This window comes from Pseudomonas sp. HD57-3 (assembly GCF_056113135.1).
The window spans coordinates 1,391,930-1,407,791 of sequence record NZ_CM148568.1 but is presented as its reverse complement, the minus strand read 5'-3'; the positions used below and the strand labels follow the sequence as shown (position 1 = coordinate 1,407,791).

The window sequence follows — 15,862 nt, the reverse complement described above, 5'->3', positions numbered from 1 at the left end:
CCGGATGTCGAGTGGTGTTCCTGCCTTGAGGGTCAAATTTACGGGGTGTCGGAACGCGGGTTATTTTTTCTGTCACAAAATGCCTTTCGGGCCCATTCCTGCGGGGTTTCGAGCGGTTTTGTGATCCCTAGCAGACAACCCTGCAACTGTCGAGATATGGCGCCCGTTGTCCTTTGCGTATACTGCGCACATGTTTTCCCCAACGGCTTTGCGTCCGCGGTACGCCAAATGGCTGATCGCTACCGGACTCTTCCTGATGCTCAGTGGCTGTGTTGATAAACCCAACACACTCGAGCGCGTAAAGGAGGATGGCGTGCTGCGGGTGGTCACCCGAAACAGCCCCGCCACCTACTTTCAGGATCGCAGCGGTGAAACCGGCTTCGAATACGAGCTGGTGAAGCGCTTCGCCGACGATTTGGGGGTCGAGCTGAAGATCGAAACCGCCGACAACCTCGACGATCTGTTCAACCAGGTCGGCAAGCCGAACGGCCCGGTACTGGCGGCCGCCGGTCTGGTCAGCAGCGAACAGCGCAAGAAACAGGTGCGCTTCTCCCGCTCCTACCTCGAAGTCACCCCGCAGATCATCTATCGCAACGGCCAATCTCGTCCTACCGACGCCGGCGATCTGGTGGGCAAGAAGATCATGGTGCTCAAGGGCAGCACCCACGCCGAACAACTGGCGGAGCTGAAACAGAAATATCCTGGCATCCAGTACGAAGAATCCGACGCCGTTGAAGTGGTCGACCTGCTGCGCATGGTCGATGAAGGTCAGATCGACCTGACCCTGGTCGATTCCAACGAAGTGGCGATGAACCAGGTGTACTTCACCAACATCCGCGTGGCCTTCGACCTCGGCGACGCACGCAGCCAGAGCTGGGCCGTGGCGGCCGGCGAAGACAACAGCCTGCTCAACGAGATCAACAGTTATCTGGACAAGGTGCAGAAGAACGGCACCCTGCAACGTCTGAAGGACCGTTATTACGGCCACGTCGACGTCCTCGGCTACATGGGCGCCACCACCTTCGCCCAGCACTTGCAGCAGCGGCTGCCCAAATACGAACAGCACTTCAAGGCCTACGCCAAGAAAGAGAAAGTCGACTGGCGCCTGTTGGCGGCGATCGGTTATCAGGAATCGCTGTGGCAACCGGCGGTCACCTCGAAGACCGGCGTGCGCGGGCTGATGATGCTGACCCAGAACACCGCCCAGGCCATGGGCGTGTCCAACCGCCTCGATCCGAAGCAGAGCATCATGGGTGGCGCCAAGTACCTGGCCTACATGAAGGATCAGCTCGACGAGTCGATCCAGGAACCGGATCGCACCTGGTTTGCCCTGGCGGCCTACAACGTCGGCAGCGGTCATCTGGATGACGCACGCAAACTGGCGGCCAAGGAAGGGTTGAACCCGGACAAGTGGCTGGATGTGAAAAAGATCCTGCCGCGCCTGTCGCAGAAGCAGTGGTACAGCAAGACCCGCTACGGCTACGCCCGGGGCGGCGAACCGGTGCATTTCGTGGCGAACATCCGCCGCTACTACGACATCCTCACCTGGGTGACCCAGCCGCAACTCGAGGGCGATCAGGTCGCCGAAGGCAATCTGCATGTGCCGGGGATCGACAAGTCGAAACCCGCTCAAGAGCCCGCCCCGCTTTAACCCATCCCCAAAACAAATGTGGGAGCAAGTTTGCTCCCACAAGATGTTGCGACTTAGTGTTTGGCAGCCGCCAGGATCAACGCCTTCATCTCCGACACCGCCGACTTGAAACCCACGAACAACGCGTGCGCCACCAGCGCATGGCCGATGTTCAGCTCGTTGATGCCCTTGATCGCGGCAACCGCCTCGACGTTGTGATAGTGCAGGCCATGGCCGGCATTCACGATCAGGCCTTGGGCCAGACCGAAGGCCACGCCGTCCGCCACACGCTTGAGCTCTTCCGCCACTTCGGTCGGCGTTTCGGCATCGGCGTAACGCCCGGTGTGCAGTTCGATGGCCGGTGCGCCGACGCGCTTCGACGCAGCGATCTGCCGCTCGTCGGCGTCGATGAACAGCGATACCTCGCTGCCGATCTTCGACAAACGCTCGACCGCCGCCCTGATCCGCTCTTCCTGCCCCGCCACATCCAGACCGCCTTCGGTGGTCAATTCCTGCCGGGTTTCCGGCACCAGGCAGATGTGCGCCGGACGGATGCGTTCGGCGAACGCCATCATTTCTTCGGTGACGCCCATTTCGAAGTTCATGCGGGTTTGCAGCACGTCCTTGAGCAGTAGCACGTCGCGCTCCTGAATGTGCCGACGGTCTTCGCGCAGGTGCACGGTGATGCCATCGGCGCCCGCCTCTTCCGCGTCCAGCGCAGCCTTGACCGGATCCGGATAGCGCGTGCCACGGGCCTGACGCAGGGTGGCGACGTGGTCGATGTTCACGCCAAGAAGAATGCGATTGCTGGTGGTCACGGATGCGCTCCTGAATGGAAAGATTCGGCGCACAGCATACGGTGAGATCAGGGCTTGCGAAACAGCTCGCGACTGACGAGGGGACGACCGCCCAAGTGAACAGCCAGCGCCTGACGCATCAAGCGCTTGGCGGCGGACAACGCGCCGGGGGCCGACCAGTCGGCGTCGGCCATGGCCAGCAGTTCGGTGCCGTTGAACAGGCCGGGTTGCAGCAGATAGACCCGTTCGAGTCCGGCATCCACCTGCAAGCGATAGAGACCGTCCGCAGCGATAGGCTCGTCATTGATGTCGGTATTCAGGGAAAAGCCATAACCGAGATCGTCAAGCAGCCGCCATTCGAAGGAACGCAGCAGCGGCTCCAGCGGCCGGCCTTCGGCCAATGCCAGCAATGTCGCGGCGTAATGATCAAACACCGCAGGATGCGGATCTTCGGCGGGCAACAGGCGAATCAGCAATTCATTGAGATACAGGCCGCTGAACAGCGCCTCGCCGACCATCCACGTTGCGTTGCCGACGCTTTCCATGCGCCCGACATTCTTCAACTCACCCTTGCCGCGAAACTCCACTTCCAGCGGCACGAATGGCCGCGCCAGCGTACCGGCCTTGCCCCGCGCACTGCGCAACACCGCCCGCAGTCGACCTTGCGGCGTGAGAAAGTCCACCAATGCGCTGGTTTCGCGGTAGGCGCGGGAGTGCAGGACGTAGGCGGGTTGGGCGGGAGGCGCTTGAGACATGGATTTCTCGTTGAGGGAAACGCGGTTTACTCATCACCCAAAACCAATGTGGGAGCGAGCTCGCTCGCGAAAGCGGTGAGTCAGTCAAAGTATATGTCGACTGATCCGGCGCATTCGCGAGCAAGCCCGCTCCCACAGGGGGTTCTCTGGTGTAGCAGAAAACCGATGTTACAGGTCGCCGTAACCCAGCGAACGCAGCGCGCGCTCGTCGTCGGACCAGCCGCCCTTAACCTTGACCCACAGGTTGAGCATGATCTTGGAGTCGAACAGCAGCTCCATGTCCTTGCGCGCCTCGGTGCCAATGCGCTTGATGCGCTCGCCCTTGTCGCCAATGATGATTTTCTTCTGGCCGTCACGCTCGACGAGGATCAGCGCATGGATGTGCAGCGTCGCACCCTGCTGCTTGAACTCTTCGATTTCCACGGTGATCTGGTACGGCAGCTCGGCGCCGAGCTGGCGCATAATCTTCTCGCGCACCAGTTCGGCGGCGAGGAAGCGGCTGCTGCGGTCGGTGATCTGGTCTTCCGGGAAGAAGTGATCGTTCTCCGGCAGATGATCGGCGATGACTTTTTCCAGCGCATCGAGGTTGTGCCCGTGTTGCGCCGAGATCGGAATGATCTGCGCATTCGGCAGCTGTTCCTGCAACCACGACAGGTGCGGCATCAGCTCGGCCTTGTCTTCGATGCGGTCGGTCTTGTTCAGCGCAACGATCAGCGGGCCGGTCACGTACTGCACGCGCTCCAGAACCATCTGGTCTTCTTCGGTCCACTTGGTGCGATCGACCACGAAGATCACCACGTCGACGTCTTTCAGCGCGGCCGAAGCGGTCTTGTTCATGTAGCGGTTCAGGGCCTTTTCGCCACCCTTGTGCATGCCAGGGGTGTCGACGTAGATCGCCTGCACGTCGCCCTCGGTCTTGATCCCGAGCATGTTGTGGCGAGTGGTCTGCGGCTTGCGCGAGGTGATCGCGAGCTTCTGGCCGAGGATGTGGTTCAGCAGCGTGGACTTGCCCACGTTGGGACGGCCGACGATGGCAACATAGCCACAGCGCGTTGCGTTTGTATCAGTCATTGCCATTCTCCACACCCAGGGCAATCAGTGCTGCGGCGGCCGCTACCTGTTCGGCAATACGACGACTCACACCCTGACCCCGGCTTTTTTCATTCAATAGGACAACTTCGCACTCGACGAAGAAGGTACGGCAGTGCGGCTCGCCCTGGATATCCACCACTTCATAACGCGGCAGTTCGCAGCCGCGCGATTGCAGGAATTCCTGCAGGCGGGTCTTCGGATCCTTGTTGGTATCGACCAGCGTCAGACCTTCGAACTCGCCGGCCAGCCAGGCCAGTACGCGCTCGCGGGCGACTTCCATGCCGGCGTCGAGGTAGATCGCACCGATCAGCGCTTCAAGGGCGTCGGCCAGAATCGATTCGCGACGGAAACCGCCACTCTTCAACTCGCCGGAACCCAGACGCAGGTAATCGCCCAGATCGAAACCGCGGGCCAGCACCGCCAGCGTCTCACCTTTTACCAGCCGTGCGCGCAAACGCGACAACTGGCCTTCGCGAGCCAGCGGGAAACGGTCGAACAAGGCTTCGCCGGCAACAAAGTTGAGGATCGCATCGCCGAGGAATTCCAGACGCTCGTTGTTGCGTCCGGCAAAGCTGCGGTGCGTAAGGGCCAGGACCATCAGTTCCTGGTCCTTGAAGGTGTAACCGAGCTGACGCTCGAGACGGCTTAGAGAAACGCTCACGGTTTACCCACGCTGAGTTCGTGGCTGGATTCCACCGCCATCGCCGGGATACGGCGCAGGCCTGGGACAATTAACGCTGTGTTCAAAAATGACGTCCTGAATATCGTGGCTTCATGCCCCGGAGCCGGTTGTGCCGACGCCAGAAATGCATTCGGCGCTGTGGTCAACAGCGCCGTGTTTGTTTACTTGATCAGGCCGACCCGCGAGAAGTTCGGCAGGTGGCTGAGTTTCGGTTCCGGCCAGCTCATCCAGACCGCGAAGGCCTTGCCGACGATGTTCTGGTCGGGAACCATGCCCAGCAGATCCTTGGGAATGTTCGGATCATCCCAGTAGCGACTGTCGTTCGAGTTGTCGCGGTTGTCGCCCATCATGAAGTAGTGCCCGGCCGGCACGGTCCAGGTATGGTCCGGCGTGGCGCGGTAGCGGCTCATTTCCTTGCGGATCAGGTGCTCGGCGACGCCGAGTTTTTCCTTGTAGAGTTCCGCGCTGCCAAGGGTGCCCGGCTCGGAGCCGACCAGTTGCTCGGCAATCGACTCGCCATTGACGAACAGGCGCTTGTCGGCGGTGTACCGCACGGTGTCGCCCGGCAGACCGACCACACGCTTGATGTAGTTGACGTTCGGGTCGCTCGGGTAGCGGAAAACCATCACATCGCCGCGCTGCGGGTCACCGACTTCGATGATCTTCTTGTCGATCACCGGCAAACGGATCCCGTAGGAAAACTTGTTCACCAAAATGAAGTCGCCAACGTCCAGAGTCGGTTTCATCGAGCCGGACGGAATCTGGAACGGTTCCACCAGGAACGAACGCAGCACCAGCACGATGAACAGCACCGGGAAGAACGACTTGCCGTACTCGACCAGCAGCGGTTCCTTGTTCAGCTTCTCGACCACCACCCCATCAGGCTGGCTGACGCTGCCCTGATAGGAGGCGATGGCGGCACGCCGACGCGGTGCCAGGATCAACAGATCGAGCAACGCCAACAGACCGCAGACGAACACGGCAATGACCAGCAACAGCGGGAAATTTAGTGACATAGGACCTGACTATTCCAACCTGAGCACGGCGAGGAAGGCTTCTTGTGGAATTTCCACGTTGCCGACCTGTTTCATGCGTTTCTTACCGGCCTTCTGCTTCTCAAGCAGTTTTTTCTTACGGCTGACGTCGCCGCCGTAGCACTTGGCCAATACGTTCTTTCTGAGTGCCTTGACGGTTGTCCGGGCGACGATCTGACCGCCAATGGCAGCCTGGATGGCCACGTCGAACATCTGACGAGGAATCAGTTCTTTCATCTTCTCGGTCAACTGGCGACCTTTGAAGTGCGAATTGTCACGGTGCACGATCAGCGCCAGAGCGTCGACCTTGTCGCCGTTGATCAGCACGTCCAGTTTCACCAGATTAGCCGATTGGTAACGATCGAAATGGTAGTCCAGCGAAGCATAGCCGCGGCTGGTGGATTTCAGACGATCGAAGAAGTCCAGGACCACTTCGTTCATCGGCAGGTCGTAGGTCACTTGCACCTGATTGCCGAGGAACAGCATGTCGACCTGCACACCGCGTTTCTCGATGCACAGGGTGATGACGTTGCCCAGGTGCTCCTGCGGTACCAGGATGTTGGCGCGCACGATCGGCTCGCGCATGTCTTCGATTGCAGACACGTCCGGTAGCTTCGACGGGTTGTCGACGTAAATCGTTTCACCGGTTTTCAGCACCAGTTCGAAGATTACCGTCGGCGCCGTGGTGATCAGGTCCAGGTCGTATTCGCGCTCCAGGCGCTCCTGGATGATCTCCATGTGCAGCATGCCGAGGAAGCCGCAACGGAAGCCGAAGCCCAGTGCATCGGAGCTTTCCGGGGTGTACTGCAGCGACGAGTCGTTCAGGGTCAGCTTCTGCAGCGCTTCGCGGAAGTCCTCGAAGTCGTCGGAGCTGACCGGGAACAGACCGGCGTAAACCTGCGGCTGGATGCGTTTGAAACCTGGCAGCACCGGAACGTCCGGGGTGGAGCTCAGGGTCAGGGTGTCACCGACCGGCGCACCGTGAATGTCCTTGATGCTGGCAATGATGAAGCCCACTTCGCCGGCTTTCAGGTCAGCGGTGGCGGTGTGTTTCGGGTTGAACACACCAACGCTGTCGACCAGATGCACCTTGCCGGTGGACTTGACGAGGATCTTGTCGCCCTTCTTCACGCGGCCGTGACGCACGCGCACCAGGGAGACAACGCCCAGGTAATTGTCGAACCAGGAGTCGATGATCAACGCTTGCAGCGGATCTTCGATGTTGCCGGTCGGTGCAGGAATGGTCGCGACCAGACGCTCGAGCACTTCGTCGACACCCAGGCCGGTCTTGGCGCTGCAGGTGACGGCGTCGGTGGCGTCGATGCCGATGATCTTCTCGATCTCGTCCTTGACGCGATCAGGCTCGGCCTGTGGCAGGTCGATCTTGTTCAGGACCGGCATGACCTCGAGGCCCTGCTCGATGGCGGTGTAGCAGTTGGCCACGGATTGGGCTTCAACGCCCTGCCCCGCATCAACCACCAGCAACGCACCTTCACAGGCCGCCAGGGAACGGCTGACTTCGTAGGTGAAGTCGACGTGGCCCGGGGTGTCAATGAAGTTCAGCTGGTAGGTGACGCCGTCTTTGGCCTTGTAATAGAGGGTAACGCTGTGGGCCTTGATGGTGATCCCGCGTTCGCGCTCCAGATCCATGGAGTCCAGTACCTGGGCTTCCATTTCACGCTCGGCCAGGCCACCGCACATCTGGATGAAACGGTCAGCCAGCGTCGACTTGCCATGGTCAATGTGGGCGATGATGGAGAAATTGCGGATATGACTCAAATCACTCACGGATCAACACTCAAAAAGGCTGCAGGCTTGGCCCGCCGAAAAATAGCCGGGAATTGTACCTGATACACGGCGCAAGCGTCACGTTCGCCTGTCACCCGGATTGCATGCAAAAACGCCCCGGTCTGGCGACCGAGGCGTTTTCAAGGCTAAAGCGTAGGTGAAACCTTGTTCATCAACCGGCTCGACGCAACAGCCAGACACCCGCCAGCGCACACACGCCAGCCGGCACCAGCACCGCGAACAGTGGCGAGAAGCCGAACACCAGACTGGATGGACCCAGCAGATCCTGAACGATGCGGAAGGTGAAGCCCACCAGCACGCCGGTGAACACCCGCTGACCGAGGGTCACCGAACGCAGCGGACCGAAGATGAAGGAGATCGCCATCAGCACCAGCGCGGCGGTCACCAACGGCTGCAACACCTTGACCCAAAATGCCAGCCAGTAACGACCGTTGCTCAGGCCCTGATCGGCCAGATAGTGGATGTAACCCCACAGACCGGTGATCGACAGCGATTCCGGCGCCATCACCACGGTGCTCAGCAATTGCGGGCTCAGCGAGACATCCCAGCGCTCGACCGGCGTATTGACCACTTCAGTGCTGCGCTCGTGGAATTTGGTGGTGGTCACGTCGGTCAGCTGCCAGTGATCGGTGTCGAACTCGGCGCGCTTGGCGAAGCTCGAGCTCAGCAGATGACGCTCTTTGTCGAAGTGATAACGGGTCACGCCATACAGGCGACCGTTGGGCTGCACGGAGTTGATGTGAATGAACTCCTCGCCCTGACGGTGCCACATGCCGTGCTTGGCGCTTTGCGCGTCGCCGCTGCCTTGCGCCAGCGAACGATTGGCCTGGGCCATGCTTTCGGTGGCCGGTGCCACGTACTCGCCGATCAGCACGCCGGCCAGCATCAGCACCAGCATCGGCTTCATCACCGCCCAGACGATGCGCCCGATGGACACACCGGCAGCGCGCATGACGGTCAGCTCACTGCTGCTCGCCAGACTGCCGAGGCCGATCAGGCAGCCGATCAGCGCCGCCATCGGCAGCATGTCGTACATGCGGCGTGGCGCGGTCAAGAGCACGAAACTCAGAACATCGACCAAGGTGTAGGTATCACTGACGTCGCCCATCTCGTCGATGAACGCAAACAAGGTTGCCAGGCCGAGAATGATCGCCAGCACCGCGATGATCGCCATGAACACGCTGCTGCCGATGTAGCGGTCGAGTTTAACCACGGGCCACCTCCAGCGCTGCGCTGCGACGGCTGGCCAGCTTCAGGCGCAGAGGTTCCCAGTACAACAGGCCGAGACCGATGACCAGGAAGATCGCGTGCACCCACCACAAACCGAGCGCCGGTGGAATCTTGCCTTTCTCGAGGGCACCGCGGGCGGCAATCAGGATGGTCAGGTAAGCCATATAAAGAAGAATCGCCGGCAGCAGCTTGAGGAAACGCCCCTGACGCGGGTTGACCCGCGACAGCGGCACCGCCATCAGGGTCACGATGAATACCAGCAACGGCAGCGAGAGGCGCCATTGCAGTTCGGTTTTCGAGCGAATGTCGTCGCTCCCCACCAGAGACGAGGTCGGCATGGCGTCACGGTCGGTAACTTCCTCGCTGACATCCGGCTTGGGCAGCAGCACGCCGTAGGTTTCGTAGTGGATGGCGCGATAGTTGGCCTGACCCGGGCTGCCGTCGTAGCGGTAGCCGTTGTCGAGGATCAGGTAGCGGTTGCCGTCGGGACGCACTTCCTGACGGCCCTTTTCCGCCACCAGCACGGAAATCCCGCGATCTTTCTGGTTGGCGCCGAGGTTCTTCTGCGAGATGAACACGCTGCCAAGGTTGACCCGATCGTCGCTCAGGGTTTCGGTGTAGGTCACCCGCGTACCGTCGCGCAGGGCCTGGAAGCGGCCGGGCTCGAGGGTGTCGAATTCGGTCAGGGCGTCCTGCTTGTTCAGCAGCAGCTGGAACTGGTTGGCGCCTTGCGGGGCCAGGCTCAGGCTCAGCCACGCCACCACCAGTGCCACCAGAGTGGCCGGGAACAGGGTCATGCGAAACAGACGCTGCTGGCTCATGCCGGTGGCCGAGAGCACGGTCATCTCGCTTTCCAGGTACAACCGGCCGTACGCCAGCAGGATCCCGAGAAACAGGCCCAGCGGCAGGATCAGTTGCAGGAAGCCTGGCAGACGGAAGCCCATGATCAGGAACAGCGATCCCGGATCGAGCTGGCCCGCGGCGGCCTGGGCAAGGTATTTGATGAAGCGACCGCTCATGATGATGACCAGCAGCACGGCGCTTACCGCACTCAGGGTCAACAGGACTTCGCGGGACAGATAACGGAAGACGATCAAACCAGACACTCCAGGGTTGTCAGGCTAAGGCGGCCAAACAAGCAAACGTATCGACGGGCCCGCAAGGCAGAGCCGTCGAAAAAAGATGCGGCATTATCCTGTGATTGAGGGCGCCTGTCACTGCGCACACTCACGCAAGCATGCAATCCGTTGAAGATCGTACAACCGAGGGTTGTCAGGCGCGGTGAGCGAGGTTCAAACTGCCGCCTCTGTCGCAGGCACTGGCCTGCGCCTCTTCTCTCTATAAGCAGGCGACGGCGGACACCGTCGAACGCCCGCGTGTTGACCATTCATTCAGGGATCCGGACATGGAACTGGTTGTAAAAAGCGTTAGCCCAGAAACGTTGAAAACCGCCACCCTGGTGGTTGCCGTCGGCGAAGGCCGCAAACTCGGTGTTGCCGCCAAACAGGTCGACGAACTGAGCGGCGGCGCCATCAACGCCGTGCTCAAGCGTGGCGATCTGGCCGGCAAGGTCGGCCAGAGCCTGTTGCTGCACAGCCTGCCGAACCTGAAAGCCGAACGCGTGCTGCTGGTCGGCGTGGGCAAGGATGAAGAACTGGGCGACCGTCCTTTCCGCAAGATCGTCGCCGGCATCCTCAACACCCTCAAAGGCCTGGGCGGCAGCGACGCCGTGCTGGCACTCGATGAAATCATCGTCAAGAACCGCGACAGCTACGGCAAGACCCGCCTGCTGGCCGAAACTCTGGTCGACGGCGAATACACCTTCGATCAGTTCAAGAGCCAGAAAGCCGAACCGCGCGCCCTGAAGAAAATCACCCTGCTGACCATCAAGGCCGCTCAGGCCGAAGTGCAACGCGCCGTGAACCACGCGACCGCGATCGCCAACGGCATGGCGTTCACCCGTAACCTGGGCAACCTGCCGCCGAACATCTGCCACCCGACTTTCCTCGGCGAGCAAGCCAAGAACCTCGGCAAAGAGTTCAAGGATCTGAAAGTCGAAGTCCTCGACGAGAAGAAGATCAAATCCCTGGGCATGGGTTCGTTCTACGCCGTCGGCCAAGGCAGCGCCCAACCGCCGCGCCTGATCGTCATGCAATACAACGGCGGCAAGAAATCCGAAAAGCCGTACGCACTGGTTGGTAAAGGCATCACTTTCGACACCGGCGGCATCAGCCTGAAGCCGGGCGCCGGCATGGACGAGATGAAGTACGACATGGGTGGCGCCGCCAGCGTGTTCGGCACCTTGCGCGCCGTGCTGGAACTGAAACTGCCGATCAACCTGGTGTGCATCCTGGCTTGCGCCGAGAACATGCCGAGCGGCAACGCTTCGCGTCCGGGCGACATCGTTACCACCATGAGCGGCCAGACCGTGGAAATCCTCAACACCGACGCCGAAGGCCGTCTGGTGCTGTGCGATGCCCTGACCTACTCCGAGCGCTTCAAGCCGCAAGCGGTGATCGACATCGCCACCCTGACCGGTGCCTGCGTCGTTGCTCTGGGCGCCCACACTTCGGGCCTGCTGGGCAACAACGACGAGTTGATCGAGCAACTGCTGAGCGCCGGCAAGGCTGCCGACGACCGCGCCTGGCAACTGCCGCTGTTCGATGAGTACCAGGAACAACTGGACAGCCCGTTCGCCGACATCGCCAACATCGGCGGTCCGAAAGCCGGCACCATCACCGCTGCCTGCTTCCTGTCGCGCTTCACCAAAAACCTGAACTGGGCGCACCTGGACATCGCGGGCACCGCCTGGACCAGCGGCGGCAAGGACAAGGGCGCCACCGGCCGTCCGGTTCCGCTGCTGACCCAGTACCTGCTGGACCGCGCCAAAGCCTGAAACCGATGACTGGGAGCGGCGCCTCTCTTGAGGGGCGCCTCTCGCAGCTCAGGAACCGCAATGACCAAAGTCGACTTTTATATTCTGCCCAGCGCCGATCCTTCGGCTCGCCTGGACTTTGCCTGCAAGCTCACCGATAAAGCCTGGCGCATGGGCCATAGCATCTATCTGCATTGCAGCGATGCCGCCCAGCGTGATGATCTCGATGCGCGACTGTGGGCGTTCAAGGGCGAAACCTTCGTGCCTCACGGCCCAGCTGAAAGCGAACCGGAAGGACTGATCGTGTTGGGACTGGGCGAGGACTGTGGCCAGCACACAGACTTGCTGGTCAACCTCGACCTGAAAGTCCCGGTTTTCGCCAACCAATTCGCCCGGGTGGCGGAGGTGGTGGTGGAAGATCCGGCGATCCGCACTGCGGCGCGGGAGAGTTTCCGTTTCTACCGCGAACAGGGCTATCCTCTGCAAGACCACCGTTTACAGCGACTCTGAGTACGCCGATGGACACTCCAAAACCGCTGCAAAAACCCGCGCACCTGCTGGATGACCTCGAGTCGATCCGCCAGTTGCTCGGCGATGACAACCTGCAACCGCCACTGCTGACCGACACGGTCGATGATGGCGAACAGGAACAGATTCCGATGTTGTTCGATTCGGTCGACAACGCACCGCAAGCCGTCGAAGCTGCACCCGCGCCGACGCCAGCCGCGCAGCCTGCCGCTGTGCCTGTGGATAAAGGCCCCGACGCCCTGCTGCACCTGGACAGCGAACTGCGTGCCGCCGCGCAACTGATCATGCAAGACGTGATCGACGATTTCGCGCCGCACATCGAAACCGAAATCAAACGTCGCCTCGAGGCGCGGATGGAACGGCTTCTCGGCCAGTACGAATAATTCCCCGATCTCCTGTGGGAGCTGGCCTGCCAGCGATAGCATCACCGCGCCTTTCCTGAAAAACCGCGGCGCCTGCATCGCTGGCAGGCCAGCTCCCACATTTAAGTCTCCACCCGGCCCGCCCCGCTCGCCCTGCGCCCCATGCCCCGCTATACTTCCCGGCTTTTCCTGAATAAATGCCAATAGGGTCCCGCCGCGCATGGATAAGACCTACCAGCCGCACGCCATTGAAACTTCCTGGTACAACACCTGGGAGTCCGAGAACTACTTCGCCCCGCAAGGCGCGGGCGACTCCTACACCATCATGATCCCGCCGCCGAACGTCACCGGCAGCCTGCACATGGGTCACGGTTTCAACAACGCGATCATGGATGCCCTGATCCGTTTCCGCCGCATGCAGGGTCGCAACACCCTGTGGCAGCCGGGCACCGACCACGCCGGTATCGCCACGCAGATGCTGGTGGAGCGTCAACTCGAAGCCCAGGGCCAGAACCGCCACGATCTGGGCCGCGAAAAATTCCTCGAGAAAGTCTGGGAGTGGAAGGATCAGTCCGGCGGCAACATCAGCCGTCAGATCCGTCGTCTCGGCTCGTCCGTGGACTGGAGCCGCGAGCGCTTCACCATGGATGACGGCCTCTCGGAAGCCGTTAAAGAAGCCTTCGTGCGCCTGCACGAAGACGGTCTGATCTATCGCGGCAAGCGTCTGGTCAACTGGGACACCAAGCTGCACACGGCGATTTCCGACCTCGAAGTGGAAAACCACGACGAGAAAGGTTTCCTGTGGAACCTGAAGTACCCGCTGGCCGACGGCGCGAAAACCGCTGAAGGCAACAATTTCCTGATCGTCGCGACCACCCGTCCGGAAACCATGCTCGGCGACTCCGCCGTCGCGGTGAACCCGAACGACGAGCGCTACAAAGCCCTGATCGGCAAGTTTGTCGAGCTGCCGCTGGTCGGCCGCCGCATCCCGATCATCGCCGACGATTACTGCGATCCTGAATTCGGCACCGGCTGCGTGAAAATCACCCCGGCCCACGATTTCAACGACTACGAAGTCGGCAAGCGCCACAACCTGCCGCTGCTGAACATCTTCGACAAGAACGCCAACGTGCTGCCGGCAGCGCAGGTGTTCAACCTCGACGGCACGCTGAACGACAGCATCGACGGCAAGATTCCGGCCGAGTACGCCGGTCTCGAGCGTTTCGAAGCGCGCAAGCAGATCGTGGCTGCGTTCGACGCCGCCGGCCTGCTGGTCAGCGTCGACGATCACAACCTGAAAGTGCCGAAAGGCGACCGCTCCGGCACCGTCATCGAGCCGTGGCTGACCGACCAGTGGTACGTGTCCACCAAGCCGCTGGCCGAGCCTGCGATTGCTGCCGTTGAAGACGGCCGCATCCAGTTCGTGCCGAAGCAGTACGAAAACATGTACTTCTCGTGGATGCGCGACATCCAGGACTGGTGCATCAGCCGTCAGCTGTGGTGGGGCCACCGGATTCCGGCCTGGTACGACGAGTCGGGCAAAGTCTACGTCGGCCGCGACGAAGCCGAAGTGCGCGCCAAGCACAACCTCGGTCCGGACGTTGCGCTGCAACAGGACAACGACGTTCTCGACACCTGGTTCAGTTCGGGCCTGTGGACGTTCTCCACCCTGGGCTGGCCGGAAAAGACCGAGTTCCTGAAGAAATTCCATTCCACCGACGTGCTGGTGACGGGCTTCGACATCATTTTCTTCTGGGTCGCCCGGATGATCATGCTGACCATGCACCTGATCAAGAACGAGGACGGCACGCCGCAGGTTCCGTTCAAGACCGTTTATGTGCACGGTCTGGTACGTGATGGTCAGGGCCAGAAGATGTCCAAGTCCAAGGGCAACGTCCTGGACCCGCTGGACATCATCGACGGTATCGAGCTCGAAACCCTGGTGCAGAAACGCACTTCCGGTCTGATGCAGCCGAAACTGGCGAAGAAGATCGAGAAGCAGACCCGCGACGAGTTCGCCGACGGCATCGCCAGCTACGGCACCGACGCCCTGCGCTTCACCTTCTGCTCGCTGGCGTCCACCGGTCGCGACATCAAGTTCGACATGGGCCGCGTCGAAGGCTATCGCAACTTCTGCAACAAGATCTGGAACGCCGCGCGTTATGTTCTGGACAAGGGCGAAGACTGCGGCCAGAACGGCGAAGCCTACGAGCTGTCGCTGGCGGATCGCTGGATCATCTCGCAACTGCAACGCACCGAAGCCGAAGTGACCCGTCAACTGGATCAGTTCCGTTTCGACCTGGCGGCGCAAGCGCTGTACGAGTTCATCTGGAACCAGTACTGCGACTGGTACCTGGAACTGTCCAAGCCTGTGCTGTGGGACGAAAACGCGCCGGTCGAGCGCCAGCGCGGCACTCGCCGCACACTGGTTCGCGTACTGGAAGTGGCGCTGCGTCTGGCGCATCCGTTCATGCCGTTCATCACTGAAGAAATCTGGCAGCGCATCGCGCCGCTGGCCGGCATTCAGGGCAAGACGATCATGCTGCAAGCGTGGCCGGTGGCCAACGAAGAGCGCATCGATCCGGCGGCCGAAGACGACATCGAATGGCTCAAGGGCCTGATGCTCGGCACGCGCAACATCCGTGGCGAAATGAACATCGGCCCGGGCAAACCGCTGCCGATCTACCTGAAAAACGTCACCGCTGAAGACCAGCGCCGCCTGACCGAGAACGAAGCACTGCTGAAGAAGCTGGCGCGTCTGGAATCGATCACCGTACTGGCCGCCGGCGAAGAAGCACCGCTGTCCGCCACCGCGCTGGTTGGCGAGATGGAAGTGCTGGTGCCGATGGCCGGCCTGATCGACAAGAACGCCGAGCTGGCGCGTCTGGACAAGGAAATCCTGCGTCTGCAGGGCGAAGTCCAGCGGGTTGGCGGCAAGCTGTCCAACGCCGGTTTCGTTGACAAGGCCCCGGCCGAAGTCATCGAGAAGGAACGCGCCAAACTGGCCGAAGCCGAACAGGCTCTGGCCAAGCTGGCCGAGCAGCACGCGCGGATTGCCAGCCTGTAAC

At 61.1% G+C, this 15,862-nt stretch carries 13 protein-coding genes; 5 read left to right on the top strand and 8 right to left on the bottom strand.

Going from position 1 to position 15,862, the window contains the following annotated elements; translation table 11 throughout:
- The first annotated feature begins 190 nt into the window (after nt 1-190).
- Entirely contained in the window at nt 191-1,651 is a 1,461-nt protein-coding gene (gene mltF / locus AC0R79_RS06235; protein WP_011332593.1) for a membrane-bound lytic murein transglycosylase MltF, read from the top strand.
- 53 nt (nt 1,652-1,704) lie between these two features.
- Here mltF and pdxJ read toward each other — a convergent pair whose 3' ends face one another.
- The 8 genes from pdxJ to lptF all read right to left on the bottom strand — a co-directional run bounded on the left by pdxJ (nt 1,705) and on the right by lptF (nt 10,126).
- Nucleotides 1,705-2,448: a pyridoxine 5'-phosphate synthase gene (pdxJ, locus tag AC0R79_RS06230; protein ID WP_064382428.1), complete on the bottom strand. Its 744-nt coding sequence runs from the start codon at nt 2,446-2,448 to the stop codon at nt 1,705-1,707.
- A 47-nt stretch (nt 2,449-2,495) separates the two neighbouring features.
- A complete protein-coding gene (recO, locus tag AC0R79_RS06225) occupies nt 2,496-3,182 on the bottom strand; it encodes a DNA repair protein RecO (protein ID WP_474733710.1) in 687 nt (228 codons plus the stop codon).
- A gap of 168 nt (nt 3,183-3,350) precedes the next feature.
- Nucleotides 3,351-4,253, bottom strand: coding sequence for a GTPase Era (gene era / locus AC0R79_RS06220; RefSeq protein ID WP_039769512.1), 903 nt, complete (start codon nt 4,251-4,253; stop codon nt 3,351-3,353).
- A complete protein-coding gene (rnc, locus tag AC0R79_RS06215) occupies nt 4,246-4,935 on the bottom strand; it encodes a ribonuclease III (RefSeq protein ID WP_011332589.1) in 690 nt (229 codons plus the stop codon). The genes era and rnc overlap by 8 nt, the downstream gene beginning before the upstream one ends.
- A 182-nt stretch (nt 4,936-5,117) precedes the next feature.
- On the bottom strand, nt 5,118-5,972 hold the full coding sequence (lepB, locus tag AC0R79_RS06210) for a signal peptidase I (RefSeq protein WP_007957367.1): 855 nt from the start codon (nt 5,970-5,972) through the stop codon (nt 5,118-5,120).
- 9 nt (nt 5,973-5,981) lie between these two features.
- Nucleotides 5,982-7,778, bottom strand: coding sequence for a translation elongation factor 4 (gene lepA, locus AC0R79_RS06205; protein ID WP_085608162.1), 1,797 nt, complete (start codon nt 7,776-7,778; stop codon nt 5,982-5,984).
- 172 nt (nt 7,779-7,950) lie between these two features.
- Complete coding sequence (gene lptG, locus AC0R79_RS06200; protein ID WP_007957365.1) at nt 7,951-9,012, bottom strand: LPS export ABC transporter permease LptG; 1,062 nt, start codon at nt 9,010-9,012, stop codon at nt 7,951-7,953.
- The gene (gene lptF / locus AC0R79_RS06195; RefSeq protein ID WP_007957364.1) at nt 9,005-10,126 is read right to left on the bottom strand and encodes an LPS export ABC transporter permease LptF; all 1,122 of its coding nucleotides are present in this window, start codon (nt 10,124-10,126) and stop codon (nt 9,005-9,007) included. The genes lptG and lptF overlap by 8 nt, the downstream gene beginning before the upstream one ends.
- Before the next feature lie 308 nt (nt 10,127-10,434).
- Between lptF and AC0R79_RS06190 the strand changes: the two genes are divergently transcribed.
- From AC0R79_RS06190 to AC0R79_RS06175, 4 genes are all read left to right on the top strand, one after another.
- The gene (locus AC0R79_RS06190) at nt 10,435-11,925 is read left to right on the top strand and encodes a leucyl aminopeptidase (RefSeq protein ID WP_474733703.1); all 1,491 of its coding nucleotides are present in this window, start codon (nt 10,435-10,437) and stop codon (nt 11,923-11,925) included.
- Nucleotides 11,926-11,985: 60 nt separating this feature from the next.
- The gene (locus AC0R79_RS06185) at nt 11,986-12,414 is read left to right on the top strand and encodes a DNA polymerase III subunit chi (RefSeq protein ID WP_474733702.1); all 429 of its coding nucleotides are present in this window, start codon (nt 11,986-11,988) and stop codon (nt 12,412-12,414) included.
- 8 nt (nt 12,415-12,422) lie between these two features.
- Nucleotides 12,423-12,815, top strand: a complete 393-nt coding sequence (locus tag AC0R79_RS06180) for a DNA polymerase III subunit chi (protein ID WP_474733699.1) — start codon at nt 12,423-12,425, stop codon at nt 12,813-12,815.
- Nucleotides 12,816-13,014: 199 nt separating this feature from the next.
- A complete protein-coding gene (locus AC0R79_RS06175) occupies nt 13,015-15,861 on the top strand; it encodes a valine--tRNA ligase (protein WP_127796998.1) in 2,847 nt (948 codons plus the stop codon).
- The last annotated feature ends 1 nt before the right edge of the window (nt 15,862 follow it).

Coding starts and splice junctions, on each gene's coding strand:
- era (WP_039769512.1), bottom strand. CDS start 4,253: ATGACTGATACAAACGCAACGCGCTGTGGCTATGTTGCCATCGTCGGC.
- AC0R79_RS06185 (WP_474733702.1), top strand. CDS start 11,986: ATGACCAAAGTCGACTTTTATATTCTGCCCAGCGCCGATCCTTCGGCT.
- recO (WP_474733710.1), bottom strand. CDS start 3,182: ATGTCTCAAGCGCCTCCCGCCCAACCCGCCTACGTCCTGCACTCCCGC.
- AC0R79_RS06190 (WP_474733703.1), top strand. CDS start 10,435: ATGGAACTGGTTGTAAAAAGCGTTAGCCCAGAAACGTTGAAAACCGCC.
- AC0R79_RS06175 (WP_127796998.1), top strand. CDS start 13,015: ATGGATAAGACCTACCAGCCGCACGCCATTGAAACTTCCTGGTACAAC.
- lepB (WP_007957367.1), bottom strand. CDS start 5,972: ATGTCACTAAATTTCCCGCTGTTGCTGGTCATTGCCGTGTTCGTCTGC.
- mltF (WP_011332593.1), top strand. CDS start 191: ATGTTTTCCCCAACGGCTTTGCGTCCGCGGTACGCCAAATGGCTGATC.
- AC0R79_RS06180 (WP_474733699.1), top strand. CDS start 12,423: ATGGACACTCCAAAACCGCTGCAAAAACCCGCGCACCTGCTGGATGAC.